The following is a 19,802-nucleotide window of genomic DNA, read 5'->3' on the forward strand; positions in this document are numbered from 1 at the left end:
CGCCGCTACGGCGCCAGCGCCCGCATCTGCGCGATCAGGTCCGCCTTGCCCTCGAAGCCGATGCCCGGCAGCGGCGGCAGCGTGACATGGCCGTTGTCGACCTTCACTCCGTCGGGGAAGCCGCCGTACGGCTGGAACAGGTCCGGGTAGCTCTCGTTGCCGCCCAGCCCCAGCCCTGCGGCGATCGCCAGCGACATCTGGTGGCCGCCGTGCGGAATGCAGCGTGAGGCCGACCAGCCGTGGTCCTTGAGCATGTCGAGCGTGCGCAGGTACTCGACCAGGCCGTAGCTCAGCGCGCAGTCGAACTGCAGCCAGTCGCGGTCGGGCCGCATGCCGCCGTGGCGGATCAGGTTGCGCGCGTCCTGCATCGAGAACAGGTTCTCGCCCGTGGCCATGGGGCCGGCGTAGACCTCGCCGAGCTTCGCCTGCAGTCTCGTAGTCGAGCGGATCGCCGGCTTCCTCGTACCAGAAGAGCGGGTACTGGGAGAGCGCGCGGCCGTAGTCGATCGCGGTCTGCAGGTCGAAGCGTCCGTTGGCATCCACGGCGAGCTGCTGGCCCGGCCCGAGGATCTTCAGCACCGACTCGATGCGCTCGCAGTCCTCCGCGAGCGTGGCGCCGCCGATCTTCATCTTGACCACCGAGTAGCCGCGTTCGAGATAGCTGCCCATCTCGCGCCGCAGGCCCTCGAGGCCCTTGCCGGGGTAGTAGTAGCCGCCGGCCGCATACACGAACACGCGCGGGTTCGGCGTGCCGTTGCCGTAGCGCTCGGCGAGCAACTGGTAGAGCGGCTTGCCGGCGATCTTGGCGACGGCGTCCCACACCGCCATGTCGATGGTGCCCACCGCCACCGAGCGTTCGCCGTGGCCGCCGGGCTTCTCGTTGATCATCATGCGGGCCCAGATCCTGTGCGGATCGAGGTTGTCGCCGGTCTCGTCCAGCAGCGTGGCGGGCTCGGCCTCGAGCAGCCGCGGCAGGAAGCGCTCGCGGATCAGGCCGCCCTGGCCGTAGCGGCCGTTGGAGTTGAAGCCGTAGCCCACGACCGGCCGCCCGTCGCGGACCACGTCGGTGACCACGGCGACGAGGCTCAGGGTCATCTTCGAGAAGTCGATGTAGGCGTTACGGATGTCCGACTGGATGGGACGCGTGGACTCGAGGATGTTGACGATTTTCATGAACGCTTGCGTGTGCTTGAGGAAGAGAGAACGAAGAAGGCGGAGCGGGGCGGGTTCAGCGGTGCAGCGAGGCGCCGCCGCACACCGCGATGTCCTGCCCGGTGATCGCGGCCGCCGGCGCGGAGAGCAGAAAGCCGACCAGCGCGGCGATCTCCTCGGGCGCGATCAGCCGGCCGATCGGCGGCAGCCGCGGCGCGCTGGCGGCGCGCGCGGGGTCCTGAAGCATGGGGGTCCGGGTGGCGCCGGGCGACACCACGTTGATCGTCACGCCGCGGTCCGCGACCTCCGCGGCCCAGCTGCGCGCGAGCGCGACGAGCGCGGCCTTGGTGGCGGCGTACTGCCCGCGGCCCGGCATGCCGTGCGACACGCGGCTGCCGACGAACACCACGCGCCCGCGTCCGCGCGCGGCCATCGCCGGCACCAGCGCATCGGCCAGCCGCGTGGCCGCGTCGACGTGCAGGCGCCACATCAGTTCGCCGCCCGCATGGTCGAGTTCGCCGAGCGGGCCGACGCGCAGCACGCCGGCCGCATGGACGAGCGCGTCGGCATCGCGCAGCCCGGCCGCGGCGCGCGCGAGGGCGGCCGCGTTGCCCAGGTCCGCCGTCGCATGCGCGAAGCCTTCGTGCGAGAGCGTCGGCGCCGCGAGGTCCAGCCCGCTCACGCGCCAGCCCTGTTCCAGCAGCAGCGTCGCGATGGCGCGGCCGATGCCGCTGCTGCTGCCCGTCACCACGGCATGCGGCGCGGCGCTGTCATTCGACACGGATGTTGCCCTCGGTGATGATCTTCTTCGAGCGTTCCATGTCGGCCTGCTGGAACTTCGCGAAGTCCTCCACGCTGCCGGGCGTCAGCAGCAGCCCCTGCGCGCCCAGCGTCTCGCGCATGTCGCCGCCCAGCGCCTTGTTGACCTCGGCGTTGAGCCTCTGCGCGATCGCGGCCGGCAGCTTCGCCGGGCCCCAGAGGCCGTACCAGCTGTAGAACTCGTAGCCCGGGATGGTCTCGGCCACGGTCGGGACGTTGGGCAGGCTCGCCGCGCGCTGTGCCGAGGTGACGGCCACCACGCGCAGCATGCCGCTCTTGTGGTACTGCAGCGAGCCGAGGATCGGGTCGATGAAGCCGTCGATCTGCCCGCCGATCAGGTCCTGGAACGCGGGCGCCGTGCCCTTGTACGGCACGATCAGGTAGTCGAGTCCGCCCGCGCGCTTGAGCAGCTCGGTCGACAGATGCCCGGCCGAGCCGACGGAGCCCACGGCGAAGCTCAGCTTGCCGGGGTGGGCGCGGGCATGGGCGATCAGTGACTTGATGTCGGTGATCGGCAGGTTCTTGTTGATCGCCACCGACAGAGGCGCCTTCGCGACCAGCGCCACCGGCGTGAAGTCGCGCACCACCTCGTAGGGCACCGACTTCATGGTCATGGGCGCCGTCGTGAAGGTGGAGGCATTGAACAGCAGCGTGTAGCCGTCGGCCGGCGCCTTCGCCACCACGTCGGCGCCGATCACGCCGTTGCCGCCGGGGCGGTTGTCGACGACGAAGGACTGGCCCGTCTGCTCGCCGAGCTTCTGCGCGAGCATGCGGCCCACGGTGTCGAGCGTGCCGCCGGGCGGGAACGGGATCACCACGCGCACCGGGCGGCTCGGCCAGGCCGGCGCCTGCGCCAGGGCGGTCGCGCCGGTGCCGGCGAGCACGAGGCCGGCGAGCGCGGCACGGACGAAATTCTTGCGTTGCATGTCTCTTGTCTCCTTCTGGTTGTTCGAGGCGCGGTGCCGTGCCGCGCGCGGGGCGTGCGGGTCAGCGCTTCGGCAGCAACCCCGCCTGCTCGACGGCGGCACGCAGCGCCGCCATCTCCTGCGCATTCGGCGCCTCGGTCGGCGGGCGCACGGTGGCATTGGCCAGCACGCCGGCCAGGTACATGCCGCCCTTCATGCGCGCATGCGCCTCGCCGGTCGGCTCGCCGCCGCCGTACACCGCGTCCTTGAGCGGCGTGATCACGGCCTGCACCGCCATCGCCTTCTTCAGGTCGCCGGCCTTGACCGCATTCCACAGGTCGATGATCAGCTGCGGGATGAAGGTCGCGAAGCCGACCAGCGCGCCGTCCACGCCCTGCACCATCGAGGCCAGCAGGTATTCGTCGTGGCAGGTGAGGATGGCCTTCGAGGCGTCGGCCTCGCGGATCGCCTGGATGTCGCGGGCGTACTTGTTCATGTCGCGCTGGCCGACCTTGAAGGCCTGCAGGTAGGGCAGGCGGGCGAGGTCGGCGAGCAGCTGCGAGGAGTAGGAGGCGCGCGTCCAGGCCGGGTACACGTGGCACACCAGGTCGCATTCGGGCGCGGCGCGGTGGATGGCCTCGAAGTACTGCAGCGCATGGCCGGGCGTGAAGCCGAAGCGCAGCCAGTGGTGCGGCGGCATCACGTCGAGCGCCACCGCGCCCGCGGCCGCCGCGGCGCGCGCATGCTCGGCGGCCTCGGCCAGGCCCTCGCAGACGATCGACGAGATCACGGGCATGCGGCCCTTCAGTTCGTCGGCCACGATGCGCGTGACTTCGGCACGCTCGGCGGGGGTGAGCGAGAACACCTCGCCGGTGTGGCCGTTGGTCATGACCGCGACCACGCCGTCGTGCCCCGCGAGCCAGCTCGCCAGCTTGCGCAGCGCCGGTTCGTCGATGCGGTGGTCGGCGGTGAAGGGGCAGGAAATGGCGGGAATGATCCCGCGATAATTCGCGATGGAAGGCATGCTGTGTCCGTCTCCGTGGTTCGAGGTGCAGGTATGGCGGCATCTTCGGCCGACGGGCCGCGCGCCGTCCAATACTCGAATCGCATACAACTATTCAACCCACCCACCGACCACGCTGCGCATGGGCCCCGGCAACCGACCCCTCGACCTCGAATGGCTGGAAGACTTCCTGGCCCTGGCCGAGAGCGGCAATTTCTCGCGCGCGGCGCAGGCACGCTCGATCGCGCAGCCCGCGTTCAGCCGGCACATCCGCGCGCTCGAGGAATGGGTGGGCGTGGACCTGTTTGACCGCAGCGCGCATCCGGCGGCGCTGACGGCCGCGGGCAAGCGTTTCCAGCCGCTGCTGCAGGACGTGCTGGCTGGGCTGGAAGCCGCGCGCATCAAGGCGCGGGCCGCGCACGACATGGCGGCGGCCAGCCTCAGCTTCGCGGCCACGCACGTGCTGTCGCTGACCTTCTTTCCGCGCTGGCTCGGCAGCGTGGAGGCACGGCTCAGCATGGGCCCGATCCAGACCGTCTCCGACAGCTCGCAGGCCTGCGAGGACCTGATGCTGCAGCGGCGCGTGCAGTTCGTGCTGTGCCACGGCCATGCCGGCGCGCCGGGCCGGCTCGACGAGGCGCAGTACCCGGTGCAGCGGCTCAGCGAGGACATCCTCGTGCCGGTGGCGGCCCCCGGTGCCGGCGGCGCGCCGCTGCATGCGCTCGGCACCGGCCGGCCGCCCGCGGTGCTGGCCTACAGCGAGGCCTCCGGGCTCGGGCGGATCATGCGCGCGCTGCAGGACAGCGAGTTCGGCAAGGCCTTCGCATCGTCGCTGTCGGTGGTCTTCACCGCCCACCACGCCGCGCTGCTGCGCACCATGGCGCTCGAAGGGCGCGGCCTGGCCTGGCTGCCGATGAGCCTGGTGGCGGACGACCTGAAGCACGGCGCGCTCGTCGATGCCGGCGCGGGCGGATGGCGCGTGCCGGTGGAGATCCGGCTCTATCGCCAGCTCGCGCACATGGCGCCCGTGGCCGAGGCCCTGTGGGCGCTGGTCAGCGAGCCGGCCGCTTCGCGCGCATCCTGAACCCCGCGAGGCGCGACATGGACCGGTTCGACACGCTGCAGGCCTTCGCCCGGGTGGTGGAGGCCGGCAGCTTCACCAAGGCGGCGCAGACGCTGCACATGAGCAAGACCACCGTGACCCAGCTGGTGCAGCAGCTGGAGGCGCGCCTGCAGGTGAGGCTGCTGCACCGGACCACGCGGCAGGTCCGGGTCACGGCCGACGGGGCGGCCTACTACGAGCGGGTGGTGCGCGTGCTCGCGGACCTCGAGGACGCCGACACCAGCCTGGCGAGCGCCTCGGCCTCGCCCAAGGGGCGGCTGCGCGTGGACGTGCCGAGCCCGTTCGCCCGCCTGATCCTCGTGCCGGCCCTGCCGGGCTTCCATGCGCGCCATCCCGAGATCCAGCTCGACCTCGGCGCGAGCGACCGCATGGTGGACGTGATCGGCGACAACGTCGACTGCGTGCTGCGCGGCGGCGAACTCAGCGACTCCTCGCTGACCGCGCGCCGCGTGGGCGAACTGCGGCTGGGCGTCTATGCGGCACCGGCCTACCTGGCGCGCGCCGGCACGCCCGCGCATCCGCGCGACCTCGAGGACACGCAGCATCGCATCGTCGGCTACCTGCGCGCGCGCAGCGGCCGCATCGCGCCGATCGCGCTCGAGCGCGACGGCGAGCAGCTCGCGCCGCAGAGCCGCTACGTGGTTGCGGTGGACGACGGCAACGCCTACCTCGCGGCCGGGCTCGCGGGCATGGGCATTCTCTGGCTGCCGCGCTACATGGCCGATCCGCACGTGGCGCGCGGCGAGCTCTTGCCGCTGTTCGAGGACTGGAAGGTCGCGTCGATGCCGATGTACCTGGTGTTCCCGCCGAACCGCCATGTCAGCGCGAAGCTGCGCGTGTTCATCGAGTGGATCGACGAACTGATGGCGCTGCATGCGCCGCTGGCCGGCGCGGCCGCGATCCTTCGCGCGATGTGAACCGGCGGTCTCCTTGACCGTCGCGCGGGCGCTCCAAGCTCCTACAGGACCCCGCGCTGCGAACTGACCCGGCGATTTCTCTCGGCGCCTAAGTTGGCCTCAGTCGGGCAAACGGTCCGGCGGATTCTTTTGTTCAACTTCCAGGAGACTCGTCATGCGTCGCACTTCCCAACTGATCGCTGTCCTCGCACTCGGCGCCGCCGGTGCCGCCTTCGCACAGGGCAATCCGCCCACCACCGCCCCCGCGAATCCCGCGACGGCCGCCGGCCAGCAAAGCCAGACCGGCACGCCGATGGGCACCACCGGCACCCTGCCGCAGAACAACACCGCCGGCACCACCTCGTCGGGCTCGACCACCACGTCGCAGAGCTCGGGCAGCATGAACAGCGGCACCAACATGGCCGCGGCGGAACCGATGCGTCCGGCCCGTGCCGACCGCAACTGAGGCGGCGATCACCATCCCGTCGATGACAGCCATGGGCATGCCCACCTGCGCGGCGCGTCGCCGTGAATGGCCGCGGGCCGTCCTGCTGGCGGCGCTGCTGCTGGCGGGGCCCGCGGCCTTCGCGGCGGGCGCTGCGCCGGCGGACAAGCCGCTGCCTGCGGCACCGCTCACGGCCGATGCGCAGCGCATCGCCCGTGCGGCGGTCGCGGCGCGCGACAACGCGGGCGCCGCGTTCGCGGTCGTCGACAAGAAGGCGGCCAGCGTGTTCGTCTTCGATGCCCAGGGCAAGCTGCTCGGCGCGTCACCGGTGCTGCTGGGCCTGGCGCGCGGCGACGATTCGGTGCCCGGCATCGGCGAACGCCCGATGGCGGAAGTCCGTCCCGAGGAACGCACCACGCCGGCGGGCCGCTTCGCTTCCGAGCCGGGGCGCAACACCCTCGGCGAAGACATCGTGTGGGTCGACTACGGCGCCGCCGTCTCGATGCACCGGGTGCGCACCACCAACAAGGCCGACCGACGGCTCGAGCGGCTGGCCTCGCGCACGATCGCGGACAACCGCATCTCCTACGGCTGCATCAACGTGCCCGCCGCCTTCTACGACGCGCATGTGAAGCCCGCGCTCGGACAGCGCCGCGGCGTGGTCTACGTGCTGCCGGAATCGTCGCCGGTGGAGCGGCATTTCGAGTTCCTGAACCCGGCGCGGAATGCGCGCGTGCGTTCGGGCGCCCCCTCCGCACTCTAAGCGCGGCCCGGTCGCCGCCGTCGCGACGGCCGTACGGAGCAGGTCGGCCTCTCTTGCCTAACATTGGCGGATGCCCGACCACCTGCAGATTTCCATCCGCCGCAACGCGCGCGAACCGATCACGCAACAGATCAGCGACGGCCTGCGCGCCGCCATCGAGCAAGGCCGGCTCGCGGCTGGGGCGCGGCTGCCGTCATGGCGCGATCTGGCGTCGCAGCTCGGCGTGGCGCGCGGCACGGTGCGGCTCGCCTACGAACGCCTGTGCGACGAGCAGCTGATCGTCTCCTCGGGCGCGGCCGGCACGCATGTCGCGCGGCGCCCGCCGGTGGCACCGCGCGCCGAAGCCTCGATCCGGCTGGACGATGAGATCGGCGGGCATCCGCGGCCCGCCGGCGTGTTCCAGATGGGCGTGCCGGCGCAGGACATGTTCCCGGCCAAGACCTGGTCGCGCATGCTGGCCGCCGCGGCGCGCCGCGTGACGCAGGCGCCGCAGCAATACCCCGATCCGCGCGGCGAACCGGCGCTGCGCGCGCAGATCGCGGCCTACCTGTCGCTCGCGCGCGGGCTGGCGTGCACGCCGGCGCAGGTGTTCGTGACCACGGGCTACGGCGCTTCGCTGTCGCTGGCGGTGCGGGCGCTTCGGCTGGCCGGCGGCGCCGCGTGGATGGAGGACCCGGGCTATCCGGTCGCGCGCCGTGCGCTCGCGCTGCTGGGCATGGCGCCGGTCGCGGTGCCGGTCGATGCCGAGGGCCTCGACGTGGCGGAAGGCATCGCGCGGGCGCCGCGGGCATCGCTCGCGGTGGTGACCGCGGGGCAGCAGGCGCCGCTGGGCGTCACCCTGTCGCCGCGCCGCCGGCAGGCGCTGCTCGAATGGGCCGAACGGTCGCAGGCATGGATCGTCGAGGACGACTACTTGAGCGAACTGCAGCTGCAGGGCCGCGCCGCGCTGTCGCTCTGCGCGGCGCAGCAGCCCGCCGGCCATGCGCCCGGGCGCGCACGCGTGCTGCACATCGGAAGCTTCAGCAAGACCCTGAGTCCGGTGCTGCGGCTCGGCTTCCTGGTGGTGCCGCCGGAACAGGCCGAGCACTTCGGCCGGCATGCCGGTGCCACGGGCGCCGCGCCTTCGCCGCTGGTGCAGCATGCGGTGGCCGACTTCATGCAGGACGGCCATTACCTGCGGCATCTGCGCCGCATGCGGCGCCTCTATGCGGCGCGCCGCGACGCGCTGGTCGCCGGCCTCGATGCGATGGCCGCCACGCACCATGCCGCGGGCCTCGCGGTGCTGCTGCGGCTGCCGCCGGGATGTTCCGACCTCGCGCTCGCACGCGCCGCGCACGAAGAGGGCATGGCGCCCGTGCCGCTGTCGCCGTGGTACGCGGCGCCGACGTCTGCGCAGTCGGGCCTGCTGCTCGGCGTGACCAACCTGCGCGAAGAGATCGCCCACGAGACCTGCGCCAAGCTCCTGCGGCTGATCGCGCGCCATCGCTGACGGCCTCGGAGGCAGCGCTCCGTATGCGAGGCGGCGCGCCTGCTTGGTTCAGCGCAGCGCCCATGTCTTGGGCCTTTCGCGCCGGCGCAGCGCTCCCTAGAGTCGTGCCGATGCATTCCACCCCCGCCACCCACCCTCGGGCCACCGACGCCCGACACGCCGGCGCCATCGTGCGCCATGCCGACACCGACGAGGAACTGCGCGCCTGCTGGCCCGTGATGCGCGAACTGCGCCCGCACCTCGAGAGCGCCGACGACATGATCGCGCGCATGCGCCGCATGCAGGCCGACGGATACCGCCTGCTCGCCGTCTGGCACGACGGCGAGGCGGTGGCGCTCGGCGGCTACCGCCTGCAGGAGAACCTCGTCTACGGCCGCTTCCTCTACCTCGACGACCTGGTCACGCGCGAATCGGCGCGCGGCCGCCGCTGGGGCGAACGCGTGATCGACGAGACCACGCGCATCGCGCGGGCGGCGGGCTGCGTGCGCTATGTGCTCGACACCGGCCTGTCGAACGCGCTCGCGCAGCGCTTCTACTTTCGCCAGGGCCTGCTGAGCGGCGCCATGCGCTTCAGCAAGCCGCTCGCCGATGGAGGCGCGCGATGAAGATCCTGCACATCGTCTGCAGCCCGCGCGGCGCCGAGTCGCTGAGCCTGCGCTTCTCGCAGCGCATCGTCGCGCGGCTCGTGGCGCGGCATCCGTGCGCCGAGGTGACGACGCGCGACCTCGGCGCGGTGCCACTGCCGCATGCCGACGAAGACTACGGGCATGCGCTGGCCGGCTCGCGTCCACCGCCGGACGACGCGCCGGCGCACGGCGGATCGCTGTTGCGCTCCGACCAGCTCATTGCGGAGCTCGAGCGCGCCGACACGCTGGTGATCGGCACGCCCATGCACAACTACACCGTGCCCTCGGTGCTCAAGGCCTGGCTCGACCATGTGATCCGGGTGCACCGCACCTTCCGGCTCACGCCCGAGGGCAAGAAGGGGCTGCTGGCCGACCGGCCCGTCTACGTCGCCGTGGCGGCGGGCGGCAGCTACACCGGCGCGGACGCGCGGCAGCCCGACTTCCTGACGCCGTACCTGCAGGCCGCGCTCGGCACCATCGGCCTGCGCGACCTGCGCTTCTTCCCACTGCAGCGCATGGTCGGGGGCGAAGCGCGCGTCGAAGAAGCCCTGCGCGACGCGCAGGCGCTGCTGGAGCGGCAGCTGCCGGCCGGCCTGTCCGCATGAACCTCCGGCCGCACACGAAGAAGGAACACGAGCGATGAGCGAAAAGGTCTTCCTGGCCGGTGCCACGGGCGCCGTGGGCCGCGTGCTGGTCCCGCTGCTGATCGAGGAGCGGGCTACGAGGTGCACGGCAGCACCCGCCGGCCGGAACGCGCGGCGGCGCTGCAGGCGATGGGCGCGACGCCGGTGCTGGTCGACGTGTTCGATGCCGAGGCGCTGAAGGAGGCGCTCGTGCGCATCGCGCCCGCGGGCGTGATCCACCAGCTCACCGACCTGCCGCCGGGGCTCGATCCCGCGCGCATGGCCGAGTCGCTGGTGCGCAATGCCCGCGTGCGGACCGAGGGCACGCGCCACCTGGTCGACGCCGCGCGCGCCGCCGGCGCGAAGCGCATCGTCGCGCAGAGCATCGCCTGGGCCTATGCACCCGCGCCGAAGCCCTTCACCGAGGACCTGCCGCTGGACCTGGATGCGGAAGGTGCGCGTGGCGTGAGCGTGCGCGGCGTGGCGGCGCTGGAGCAGGCAGTGCTGAACGCCGAGGGCATGACCGGCACCGTGCTGCGCTACGGCCGGTTCTACGGATCGGGCACAGGCACCGAGGCGCCGGCGGGCCCGGGTCCGGTGCATGTGGAGGCGGCCGCATGGGCGGCGCTGCTGGCCTGGCAGCGCGGCATCGGCGGCGTCTTCAACGTGACGGAGGACGGGCCCGAGGTCGACAGCGCCAAGGCCCGGCGCGTGCTGGGCTGGCGGCCCGAGATGCGCGTGGCGGACAAGGCCTGATCGCGCGCGCTCAGGCGCTCGCCACGCCGGCATCGCCGGCGTGCGGCCGGGTGGCGGCATGGCCCGCGAGCCGCAGCAGCTCGTCGACCTCCCAGTGGTCGTCGGCATGCTGGCCATATCGACAGAACAGGATCCGGCCCCGTGCGTCGAGCAGGAAATCCGCGGGCAGCCCCGCGATGCCGTTCTCCGCCCGCCGGTAGAACCGCCCGGTGGACAGCACCCAGCGCATGCCGCTCCAGAACACACGAGGGTGCAGCATCGCGCGCCAGGAGGTCTCGACGCCATAGGCGCGGTAGTGCTGCTTTTGCGGATCGGCGATGCAATCGAAGGGGAGCTGGGCCTGGTACTTGCGCATCTCGTCGGCCGAGGAGTGGAAGAAGATCAGTTGCCGGACACCGGCCGCTTCGATCTCCGCCTGCCGCAGGGCCATGGTGCGCAGATGGAAGTTGCACACCGGGCAGCCCGCGAAGCGGCGGAACTGCAGATGCACCAACGATGTCTCGCCGGCGGCCGGTACGCAGACCGGCTTGCCCAGGATCGTCTGGGCGGTGAAGGCGGGCGCGACCGCACCTGGAGAGAGCTTCATGGATTTCCTTTGGAGCCGCGGCGGGAGGTGCGCAGCCATAAACGTACAGTGTACGTAAAAGACTATACTCGCCCGATCGAACCGACGTCAACGGAGCCGCGATGGGCCGACCTGCCAGATTCACGCACGCACAACTGCAGGCCGCCGCGTTGCGCCTGCTCGACCGCGAGGGGGCGAGCGGCCTGTCGATGCGCTCGCTCGCCGCCGAACTGGGCACCAGCGCGATGACCCTCTACAACTACGTGCCGCAGCGCGAGGCGGTCGACCTGCTCGTGATCGAGGCGGTGCTCGCCGAGGTCGCCTGGGCGCCCGGGCCCTACGCGACATGGCGCGACGAAGTGCATGCCATCGCGACGGCGCTGTGGCGCACGGTGCGGGCGCATCCCCACGCGATTCCGCTGATCCTGACGCGCCGCAGCCGGGCGCCGGCGATGTTCGAAGTGCTGGAGGCGCTGCTGGCGGCCCTGGCGCGCAGCGGGCGCTCGGGCGCGCGGCTGCTGGTGGCGTTCCGCGCGATCTCCGCGCTGGTCACCGGACTGGCCCAGGCCGAGCTGGCCGGGCCGCTGTCGCTGCAGGCGGCGGAGTCGGCGGAGGAAACGATCGCCAGGTTCCGGGCGCTGCCCGCCGACCGCTTTCCGCACCTGATCGACACGGCCTCCGCGGCGATCGGAAGCACGCCCGAGGACGAGTTCCGGGCCAGCCTCGACCTGCTGCTGGCGGGACTGGCGTGCGACCCGGCGCCGGCGGGCGGGAACGCCGCCGCGCGTCCCCGGGCGTCGGGTTCCCGCTTGCGCTTTTGACCTACGCGAATGTCGGTTGCGCGCTGTACGGCCGCGTGCAGGCGGGGGGAGAGGCTCGGGTGCAACGGTCCATCGACCCTCACCCATCCACCACGCAAGCAAGGAGAGGTTTCCCCATGAGCATCCATTCGCAAGCCAACGCCCCGGCCGGGTCCAGCGCCGACGAACTCACGCCGCTGGAGGTCTCCCAGGCCGTTCTCGAGAGCGAGGAGAACCCCAACACGGCGCGCCCCCTGACCGCGCGCGAGCGCGCCGCTTCCGGCTGGCAGCCGGGGGACGGCGAGCGATCGAGGTTCGCGCGCGCGCTCCGCAGTCCCGCGGCAGCTTGGGGCGGTGCCGCCCTTGCGGGGCTGGGCCTGGTGGCTGCGCTCGTCTATGCACGGCGCACGCCGCCGAGCCGCTGGCAGGCCCTGAAGGCGCTGCCGGCCAGATCGCTGCCGCGGCGGCGCGGGCCGCTGGCGTCCAAGCCGCTTTCCTTCAGGGTCTGAGCGGCCGGCGGCGGCGACGCGATGCACGGGCGGTGCCGCTAGACTGCGGCTCCGCCTTCTTCATCATCCTCCGTCGCATCCGTCCAGGCCATGGGAGCCTCCCGCCCCGAGAACATCTTCGACCTGCTGCAGGTGGCCCAAGCCGGGCTGAAAGCGGTGCGTCCCGACGACGGCGCGCTGCTGCTGATGCACTTCGCGTTCCGCGGGCTCGTCGCGCAGGCCGACGTGTTTCTGGCCAGGCACGGGCTCTCGCGCGTGCATCACCGCATGCTCTATGCGATCGCGCGTGCCGACGGCATGCCGGTCGGCCAACTGGTCGCGCTGCTGGGCGTGTCGAAGCAGGCGCTGCACCGGCCGCTCAAGCACCTGCAGGAAGAAGGGCTGGTCCTCGCCGAGCGCAGTCCGCACGAGCATCGCACCAAGCTGCTGCGGCTCACGCGCGAAGGCGCCCGCATCGAGCGGGCCGCCTCTGCGCACGAGGCCGCGGTGATGGACCGCGCGCTGCGATCCGTGGGCGAACGCGAACGCGATGCCTGGCGCCGGGTCATGCTCGAGCTCGCGCGCAACGCCTAGCCCGGCAGCACGCGACAGCGCACTAGGTCTTCACCATCAGCGTGGCGGACGCGAGCGCATGGAGCTTGCCGTCCGTGCCCCGGAGTTCGGCGCTGCAGATGCCGAGCGAGCGCGTGCGTTCGACCAGCGTCGCATGCGCCAGGTACTCGGTGTGTGCGGCCAGGGGGCGCAGGTACTTCACGCTGAGGTCGACGGTCGAATAGGGCGTTGCCGCATCGAGCGCGGAGAACAGCGCGAGCGCGGCGGCGCCGTCCAGGCAGGTGGCCGCGAATCCACCATGCACCATGCCCGCGGGATTGAGATGCCGCTCGTCTGGAACGACGCGCATGCTCACCTTCCCGGGTGCGACCGCCGACAGCCGCATCGGCATCGTCTGCGCGATGCCGGAGGGCGCGATGCGGCCTTCCATCATGGCCTGCAGGACGTCGAGGCCGCTCGCGGCCATGGATCCGGCCGCGCCGGAGCTTGCGGAGTTTGTCATGTCAACATTATTGACCTAAACTCGAAATCCGACGAACCCATGGACGCAAGTGCAATGCAGCAAACGGTCTGGACCGGCCTTCTGGTGCTCAACGCCCTGTGGTTCGCGCTGGGCGCGCGGTTCTTCTGCGTCGATGCGGCCGGCGCCGCGAGGCTGCTCCTGCCCAGGGCGGAGCGGGCGTCGCCGCTGCTGTTCGCGGTCGCGGGCGCGGTGCGCTTCCTGGGTGCGATGAACCTGGCATGGCTGGTCTTCTGCCTGCTGCTGCTCGCCGGGCAAGGGCTGTTCGCGGCGCCGGCGCAGTGGGCCTGCCTGGCGGCGGTGCTCGCGCTCGTGCATGCGGGACAGTTCGCGGTCAATGCGCACATGGCGCTGCGGCATCGCCGCGGCCGGGCCGACAGCTGGGCGGTGCTGCGCGGGCCGATGCGCCTCATCTTCTTCGTCGATCTGGCGCTCGCCGTGGCCAATGCGGCATTCGCGGCATCGGTGCTCGCGGCGGCGTGAGGCCGTGCGCCGGGTGCGACGAGGCTAAGGCTGCTCCAGGGTGCGATGCGCCGCCGCGCCGCAGGCCGCGAGCGCCAGCGCAACCAGCACGAGCTGCAGGATCTGGCGGCCGGCGTCCGCGGGCGCCGGCTCCGGCACGGGTTCGAAGCGGGGCAGCCGATCGAAGTCTTCCGGCGCGAGGCCGCGGTAGCGCATGATGCGCGGCACGAAGAAGTCGCGCCACGCGTCTTCGTAGGCGTTCACGCGCTCGACGTGGCGCAGGTAGCGCGGCGCATCGATGCCGGCCAGGCGGTCGGCGAGCATCGCGAGGGCGAGGCTGGGCGAGAGCCAGTTCCGCCGCTCCAGCCACGCGAAGCGGCGCGCGCGCGCCTCGTCGAAACGCAGCATCAGCGGCCGGATTTTCCGGTCCTGCGCAAGGTAGCGCGGCAGGAACGAAACCGGCCAGGCGTGGCGCGTGCGTCCGTCGGCCGGCAGCGCTTCTGGATGCGCGGCGTACCAGGCGGCGAGGTGCCGGTCCATGTCGACTTCGGCCGCCTGCTGTGCCTCGCGCACGGCCGCGACGGCGGCCAGCCGCGAGGGCATCGGCGCTTCGCGGTCCGCCCAGGCCGCCAGTGCCGCGGGCACGGCGAAGGTCGAGAGCAGCCAGCAGGCGAGCAGGCCCAGCGCCGCGGAGCCCGAGGAGAACGGCAGCAGGCAGAACAGCCCGGCCGCCGCGAGCCAGATGGCACAGAACGCCGCCATGGCCGCCAGCCAGCACAGAAGCGCCGCCGCGCCCGCACCCGGATCGAGCGCGAAGGCGAGCAGGGAGGCAGCCGCGGCCACCGCCCAGACGGCGGCGCCGCGCAGCGCGAGCGCCACGGCGACGACCCGGGCCGGCCGCGCACACTGCGCCGCCACGAGCCGCCAGCGGCCCTGCTCGCGCTCCTCTTGCACCAGTCCGTGGCAGAGCCCGATCAGCGCCAGCGGCAGCAGCAGGGCGAGCACGGTGGCGAAGTCGGGCAGACCGAAATCCTCCAGCAGCGGATTGCCGAGCCGCTCCGACCTGCGCGCGTCGGTGTGGCGGTTCTCGACGGTGACGCGCACCTCCGGACCCATCAGGTCGAAGGTGCCGGTGCCGAGGGCGAGCCCGCCCAGCGCGGGCAGCCGCGCCGGCGGGGCTTCGCTGCGTGCGAACTGGAAGGCGGCCATCATGGCCTGCATCGCGTCGCGGGGCTCGCCCGCGCCGGCACGGGCGTCGAGGCGAAGCTGCTCCCAGCGCGCCTGCTGCGCGGCAGCCGCCGCGCGATGCTCCCGCGCCGCCAGGCCCGACCATGCCGCGCTCGCAGCGAGCAGCAGCGCGAACACCGCGAGCACCCCGAGGTTCTGGCGCTGGCGCACGAGCCGCAGCCATTCGGCCCGCACCAGCCGCAGCGTCATGGCCGCGTTCATGGCTGCAGCCTCCGCAGGCTCGCGATGCACAGCCATGCGGCGGCGAGCGCCCAGGCCAGCAGCAGCGCGATGTCGGGCAGCGCGGCCGTCCACGCGAAGCCCGCGCCGGGCGGGGCATAGCGAAAGGGTGCGACGGAACGCCACAGCGCATCGTCGGCATAGCGGTCGTCGAAGGAGGTCAGTCCGCGCGTGTGGCCCGCGTCCCATTCGTCGATGGTGGTGTTGACCTGGCGCCGGTAGGCTTCGGCGGCGTCCTCGAAGTGGCGCTGGTGCGCGAGGTCGGTGCCCGCCAGCTTCATCGAGATCGCGCGCATCGCGACCGCGGGGCTGAGCCCGGCAGCGGCGCGCAGCCAGCGCTCCTGCGAGGCATAGCGCGACCACAGCGCGTCGAAGTGCAGCGCATGCACGCGGTCCGCGTAGGCGTCGCGTTCCATGCGCCGCACGGCCGCGACGCCGAAGGGCAGGTCTTCGAGCCTGGCGGCGCCGTGCCGGCGCAGGAGTTCGGCCTCGAAGGCCCTGCCGCGGGCTGCGAGATCCGCGTCGCCGGGAAGGCCCTGCGTGTAGTCGCGCTGGATGTCGCCCCAGAAGCGCTCGGCGCTCGGCAGCGGCACCGCGCGCTCGGCCGCGGCGGCGCCGAGGCGCGGCACCACGAACACGAACGTCACCCAGAGCCCGAGCAGCACGAAGAGACTGAGACGGCTGGTGGAAAGCCACGCCGATGCGGCCAGCGCCAGGGCCGCGAACACGCCGTAGTAGACGAGGAACGAGGCCGCCAGCAGGCCGCCGCGGCCGAACGCATCCGCATCCGGCAACCCGCCGGCCGCGGCGAGCAGCAGCCCGCCGCCGACGCAGGCCAGCAGCATCAGCGCCACCACCGCGAGCAGCGCGGCGAGCTTGCCCGCCATCAGCCGGCCGGGGCGCAGGCCCGCGCCGTGCAGCATGCGCAGCGTGCCGCTCTCGCGTTCGGCGCTCACCGCGTTGAAGCCGAGCGCGATGATCAGCAGCGGCATCAATGCCGTCAACGCGAAGGCCGGCGTCAGCTGCCCGAAGCGCACCGAAGGCGCCTCGTCGGCCGCGGGGCGAAAGCGCGTCATGTTGCGGCGATGCGGTTCGAGCCAGAGCGCCTGCCCCAGGTAGGGCCCGAGCCCCGGATCGATGGCCGCGAGCGGCGCGTCGGGACGCAGGGCATAGAGGCCGAAGTGCGCGCCGCGGTGCGGATGCTTGTCGCCCTGCGTGTCCCACTGGTGGCGCACGGCAGCGGCGACCTCGGCCTTTTCCGCGGCCAGCCGCCGGTGCTGCTGCGCCGAGACCACGAGCAGGCCCGCGAGCAGCAGCCCCATCGAAACGGCCAGCACCGCGAAGCGCCCGTCGCGCAGCAGCGCGCGCAGTTCCTTCCGGATCACCGCCGTCAGCATCACGGCGCGGGCTCCGTGGCATCGCCGTGCGCGTGGGCGAGGTAGGCGCGTTCGAGTTCGCCGTGGCTCACCGTGCGGGCATCGAACGCCGCGACGAGGCGGCCCGCCTTGAGGATGCCGATGCGGTCGGCCACCTGGCGCGCGTTGAACAGGTCGTGCGTGGCCATGAGCACCGCCATGCCGCCGTCGGCGGCGGCGCGCATGCGGCGCGCGAAATCGTTGGCCGCGCCGGGGTCGAGCCCGGAGGTCGGCTCGTCGAGCAGCATGGCCTCGGCCCGCTTGGCATGGGCGATGGCGAGCCCCACCTTCTGCCGCATGCCTTTGGAGTAGGTGGCGACCCTGGCCTCGTGCGCCTGCGCCTGCAGGCCCGTGCGCGCCAGCAGCGCCCGGGCGTCGGCCCGCCCGAGCGCGATGTCCGCGAGCGTGCAGAAGTACTGCAGGTTCTCCACGCCGCTCAGGTACGGATAGAGCGCCACGTTCTCGGGCAGGTAGGCGAGCCGGCGTCGCACCTCGGCCGCATCGCGCGTGGGCGAGAAGCCCGCCACGCGCGCTTCGCCCGACGCGGGCGCGACGAAGCCCAGCAGCACGTTGAGCGTGGTGGTCTTGCCCGCGCCGTTGCCGCCGAGCAGCGCGAAGACGCAGCCGGCACCGACGCCGAGATCGAGGCGGTCGATGGTGCGGCGGCCGTCGCGCTCGACGGTGAGCGCGCGCACCGAGAGGATGTCCTGTTGTGGCGTCATGGCGTGGCGCTCAGAAGAAGTAGCGCACCGACGCACCGACCTGGCGCCGCGGCTGGGGCGAGATCAGCAGGCCGGCCGCGGAGCCGTAGGCGATGTCGGCGGCGAAGCGGTGTGGCTGGAAGATCGCGAACAGCGTGAACTGGACGTTCTCGCGGTCGTAGGTCGCCTTGAGGTCGTAGCGCGTGTAGGTGGGCATCATGCGCAGCTGGGTCTGCGGCGTGCCGACGTAGTAGGGATTGTTGGCGGTGAGGTAGGCGTCGGCATTGAGCGTGAGCCGGCCGGCGCCGAGGCGCTGGCGGTATTCCGCGCCGAGCTTGAGCTGATGCTCGGGCACCGAGAGCCGGGCGCCGGTGTTGGGCAGCGGGTTGTTCACGCGCGCCTCGACGATGCGGCCGTAGCTGCCGTACACCGACCAGCGCGCATCGAGACGCAGGCGCGTCTCGATCTCGTAGCCCTTGCGCGTGGTCTCGCCCACCGACTTGTAGGAGCCGTCGGCCTGCGCCACGATCTCGTCCTGGTTGAGCGTGTGGTAGACCACGCCCGAGGTGGTCCAGTCGGGCGAGGGCGAGAAGCCGAAGCCGAGATCGCGCGATTTCACCTTCGAGGGCGCCACGTCGTACACCGTGCCGCCGGCCGCGCCAAGCGGGCCGGTCGCGCCGCTGCCGCTGATCTGCTCCGCGGCCGGCGAGCGGAAGCCCTCGGCAATGTTGGCGAACAGGTCGAGCGCGGGCGTGATGCTCCAGACCGCGCCCAGCTTGGGCGTGGTGACCGCATCCTTGTAGTGGGTCGACGCGCCCGGCAGCTTGCGGTTGTCGATGTCGTAGTCGAACCAGTCGCGCCGCACGCCCGCGAGCAGCTTGAGGTTGGGCGCGAGTTTGTACTGTCCCTGGGCGAAGAGACCGTAGGTCAGCAGATCGAGCTTCTGGTTGTTGACGTAGTTGGCCGTCGGCAGCCATGCGCGCCAGATGCGGCGCTCGGCGTCGCCGGCATCGCGGCGCAGCTCCGCGCCGACGATCAGCGAGGCCCTGTCGGCGAACACGAAGTTCCGCGCCAGCCGGCCACCGTAGAAATGGCGGTCGTCCGAGCCCACGGTGTGCTGCACATGGCTGCTCGCGATGCCGCGCAAGCGCTCGAAGCGCTCGGCGTACGCGCTGGCCGACCAGCCTTCCTCGCTCGTGGCGGGGCTGCGGTTGAAGACCAGCCCCGTGCGCTGGCCGCTGCCGAAGCCGGGGAGGTTGAACTGGGTCGCGCGCGGATCGACGGCACCGCGCTGCAGGTCGGGCAGCAGCAGGTAGCCCGCGGCGACGCTGTCGGACCGGTAGTGGTTGACGCGCAGGCTGTAGAGGCCGTCGCCCAGGCGCGTGGAGAGCTTCCAGAACAGGTTGTCGCGCTCGGTCCGGCCGGCAAAGCGGTAGCTGTCGGTGCGGTAGCTGTCGGCAACGAGCAGCGACTGCACGCTCGCGAAGGCGTTGCCCAGCACCAGCGAGGCACGCCGCCCGCCGTAGCTTTCGAGGGACAGGCCGACGCTCGACGGCACCGGCCCTGTCCGGGTGTCCACCCTGACCGCGCCGGCACGGTTCTGGTCGCCGTAGAGCGCGGAGATCGGCCCCTTGATGACGTCGATGCGGCCGATCATGTCGGGCGTGATCCATTCGAGGAACGCCGGGCCGTGGCCCGCACCGGCCTGGCTCGAGGGCATGTTCTGCGGCACGCCGTCGACGTAGACGGCGGTGTCCGCGCCGTGCGTGCCCTGCGTGGCGAAGCCCCGCATGCGAAAGCCGTTGCCGGTGTCGCCCTGGTCGATGTTGTTGGCCACCACCCCGGGCACGCGCCGGAACACGTTGGAAATGTCGCGTCCCACGTTGAGCGTGCCGATCTCCTCGCTCGTGATGACGCTGAGCCCCGAAGGCAGGCCGGTGCTGTCGTTCGTGAGGCGGGTGCGCCTGATCTGCCGCTCGGCATCGTCGGAGGCGGTCACGCTGATCTCGCCGAGCGTCTGGACCGGGTCCTGCGCCGCGGCGGTGCCGGCGCAGGTGAGGCCGGCCACGAAAGCCAGCGAGGAGGGGAGTCGGAGTCTGGGCGTCGGGGGCGCGTTCATGGATCGGGGGCCGGGTGTGCGGAAATGTTAACCGCTAATGATATTGCAATCGCAATAATACGGACCACACGCACCGGGCGAAGGCACTAGAC

The 19,802-nt window shown here is 72.1% G+C and carries 20 protein-coding genes and 2 pseudogenes; 12 read left to right on the forward strand and 10 right to left on the reverse strand.

All coding sequences use genetic code 11. The features are described from left to right. Positions 1-5: 5 nt before the first annotated feature. The 4 genes and pseudogenes from M2165_RS01285 to M2165_RS01300 form a co-directional block, all read right to left on the reverse strand. Positions 6-1,173 (reverse strand): annotated as a pseudogene (locus M2165_RS01285) (mandelate racemase/muconate lactonizing enzyme family protein). A 55-nt stretch (positions 1,174-1,228) separates the two neighbouring features. Further along, positions 1,229-1,933, reverse strand: coding sequence for an SDR family oxidoreductase (locus M2165_RS01290; RefSeq protein WP_280812853.1), 705 nt, complete (start codon positions 1,931-1,933; stop codon positions 1,229-1,231). After that, the gene (locus M2165_RS01295; RefSeq protein ID WP_280812854.1) at positions 1,923-2,897 is read right to left on the reverse strand and encodes a tripartite tricarboxylate transporter substrate binding protein; all 975 of its coding nucleotides are present in this window, start codon (positions 2,895-2,897) and stop codon (positions 1,923-1,925) included. The genes M2165_RS01290 and M2165_RS01295 overlap by 11 nt, the downstream gene beginning before the upstream one ends. Positions 2,898-2,958: 61 nt before the next feature. Continuing rightward, a complete protein-coding gene (locus M2165_RS01300; protein ID WP_280812855.1) occupies positions 2,959-3,900 on the reverse strand; it encodes a dihydrodipicolinate synthase family protein in 942 nt (313 codons plus the stop codon). 121 nt (positions 3,901-4,021) lie between these two features. Between M2165_RS01300 and M2165_RS01305 the strand changes: the two genes are divergently transcribed. From M2165_RS01305 to M2165_RS01340, 8 genes and pseudogenes are all read left to right on the forward strand, one after another. Beyond that, the gene (locus M2165_RS01305) at positions 4,022-4,963 is read left to right on the forward strand and encodes a LysR family transcriptional regulator (RefSeq protein ID WP_280812856.1); all 942 of its coding nucleotides are present in this window, start codon (positions 4,022-4,024) and stop codon (positions 4,961-4,963) included. A 17-nt stretch (positions 4,964-4,980) separates the two neighbouring features. After that, a complete protein-coding gene (locus tag M2165_RS01310) occupies positions 4,981-5,919 on the forward strand; it encodes a LysR family transcriptional regulator (protein WP_280812857.1) in 939 nt (312 codons plus the stop codon). A gap of 154 nt (positions 5,920-6,073) precedes the next feature. Then, the gene (locus M2165_RS01315) at positions 6,074-6,364 is read left to right on the forward strand and encodes a proteophosphoglycan ppg4 (RefSeq protein WP_280812858.1); all 291 of its coding nucleotides are present in this window, start codon (positions 6,074-6,076) and stop codon (positions 6,362-6,364) included. Beyond that, complete coding sequence (locus M2165_RS01320) at positions 6,348-7,106, forward strand: L,D-transpeptidase (RefSeq protein WP_280812859.1); 759 nt, start codon at positions 6,348-6,350, stop codon at positions 7,104-7,106. The genes M2165_RS01315 and M2165_RS01320 overlap by 17 nt, the downstream gene beginning before the upstream one ends. A gap of 70 nt (positions 7,107-7,176) precedes the next feature. Then, entirely contained in the window at positions 7,177-8,595 is a 1,419-nt protein-coding gene (locus M2165_RS01325) for a PLP-dependent aminotransferase family protein (protein ID WP_280812860.1), read from the forward strand. Between the two features lie 110 nt (positions 8,596-8,705). Continuing rightward, on the forward strand, positions 8,706-9,200 hold the full coding sequence (locus M2165_RS01330) for a GNAT family N-acetyltransferase (protein ID WP_280812861.1): 495 nt from the start codon (positions 8,706-8,708) through the stop codon (positions 9,198-9,200). After that, positions 9,197-9,826 (forward strand): NAD(P)H-dependent oxidoreductase, encoded by a 630-nt coding sequence (locus M2165_RS01335; protein WP_280812862.1) that lies wholly within the window; start codon positions 9,197-9,199, stop codon positions 9,824-9,826. Before M2165_RS01330 ends, M2165_RS01335 begins: the two co-directional genes overlap by 4 nt. Positions 9,827-9,860: 34 nt before the next feature. After that, positions 9,861-10,600, forward strand: a pseudogene (locus M2165_RS01340) (NAD(P)-dependent oxidoreductase). Positions 10,601-10,610: 10 nt separating this feature from the next. Here the strand turns inward: M2165_RS01340 and M2165_RS01345 are convergent. Continuing rightward, positions 10,611-11,186 (reverse strand): peroxiredoxin-like family protein, encoded by a 576-nt coding sequence (locus tag M2165_RS01345; protein ID WP_280812863.1) that lies wholly within the window; start codon positions 11,184-11,186, stop codon positions 10,611-10,613. A gap of 101 nt (positions 11,187-11,287) precedes the next feature. Here M2165_RS01345 and M2165_RS01350 point away from each other — a divergent pair, with 101 nt between their 5' ends. The 3 genes from M2165_RS01350 (at position 11,288) to M2165_RS01360 (ending at position 13,047) form a co-directional block, all read left to right on the forward strand. Then, positions 11,288-11,986, forward strand: a complete 699-nt coding sequence (locus M2165_RS01350; protein ID WP_280812864.1) for a TetR/AcrR family transcriptional regulator C-terminal domain-containing protein — start codon at positions 11,288-11,290, stop codon at positions 11,984-11,986. Between the two features lie 116 nt (positions 11,987-12,102). Continuing rightward, positions 12,103-12,474 carry a hypothetical protein gene (locus M2165_RS01355; protein WP_280812865.1) on the forward strand — a complete coding sequence of 124 codons (372 nt, stop codon included), beginning with the start codon at positions 12,103-12,105 and terminating at the stop codon, positions 12,472-12,474. A gap of 90 nt (positions 12,475-12,564) precedes the next feature. Continuing rightward, on the forward strand, positions 12,565-13,047 hold the full coding sequence (locus M2165_RS01360) for a MarR family transcriptional regulator (protein WP_280812866.1): 483 nt from the start codon (positions 12,565-12,567) through the stop codon (positions 13,045-13,047). A 22-nt stretch (positions 13,048-13,069) separates the two neighbouring features. Here M2165_RS01360 and M2165_RS01365 read toward each other — a convergent pair whose 3' ends face one another. Then, the gene (locus M2165_RS01365) at positions 13,070-13,528 is read right to left on the reverse strand and encodes a PaaI family thioesterase (protein WP_280812867.1); all 459 of its coding nucleotides are present in this window, start codon (positions 13,526-13,528) and stop codon (positions 13,070-13,072) included. 54 nt (positions 13,529-13,582) lie between these two features. Between M2165_RS01365 and M2165_RS01370 the strand changes: the two genes are divergently transcribed. Beyond that, positions 13,583-14,029, forward strand: a complete 447-nt coding sequence (locus M2165_RS01370; RefSeq protein ID WP_280812868.1) for a hypothetical protein — start codon at positions 13,583-13,585, stop codon at positions 14,027-14,029. A gap of 24 nt (positions 14,030-14,053) precedes the next feature. On the opposite strand, the gene M2165_RS01375 is transcribed toward M2165_RS01370, so the two are convergent. Genes M2165_RS01375 through M2165_RS01390 form a run of 4 tightly spaced genes read right to left on the reverse strand, consistent with a single transcriptional unit; the run spans position 14,054 to position 19,710 of the window. Next, positions 14,054-15,457 carry a DUF3526 domain-containing protein gene (locus M2165_RS01375; RefSeq protein WP_280812869.1) on the reverse strand — a complete coding sequence of 468 codons (1,404 nt, stop codon included), beginning with the start codon at positions 15,455-15,457 and terminating at the stop codon, positions 14,054-14,056. Next, the gene (locus M2165_RS01380) at positions 15,454-16,872 is read right to left on the reverse strand and encodes a DUF3526 domain-containing protein (protein WP_280813156.1); all 1,419 of its coding nucleotides are present in this window, start codon (positions 16,870-16,872) and stop codon (positions 15,454-15,456) included. Before M2165_RS01380 ends, M2165_RS01375 begins: the two co-directional genes overlap by 4 nt. Continuing rightward, positions 16,872-17,612 carry an ABC transporter ATP-binding protein gene (locus M2165_RS01385; protein ID WP_280812870.1) on the reverse strand — a complete coding sequence of 247 codons (741 nt, stop codon included), beginning with the start codon at positions 17,610-17,612 and terminating at the stop codon, positions 16,872-16,874. Before M2165_RS01385 ends, M2165_RS01380 begins: the two co-directional genes overlap by 1 nt. Positions 17,613-17,622: 10 nt before the next feature. Next, positions 17,623-19,710: a TonB-dependent receptor gene (locus M2165_RS01390; protein ID WP_280812871.1), complete on the reverse strand. Its 2,088-nt coding sequence runs from the start codon at positions 19,708-19,710 to the stop codon at positions 17,623-17,625. Between the last annotated feature and the right edge of the window lie 92 nt (positions 19,711-19,802).

It is taken from the genome of Variovorax sp. TBS-050B, from assembly GCF_029893635.1.
Classification (GTDB): domain Bacteria; phylum Pseudomonadota; class Gammaproteobacteria; order Burkholderiales; family Burkholderiaceae_C; genus Variovorax.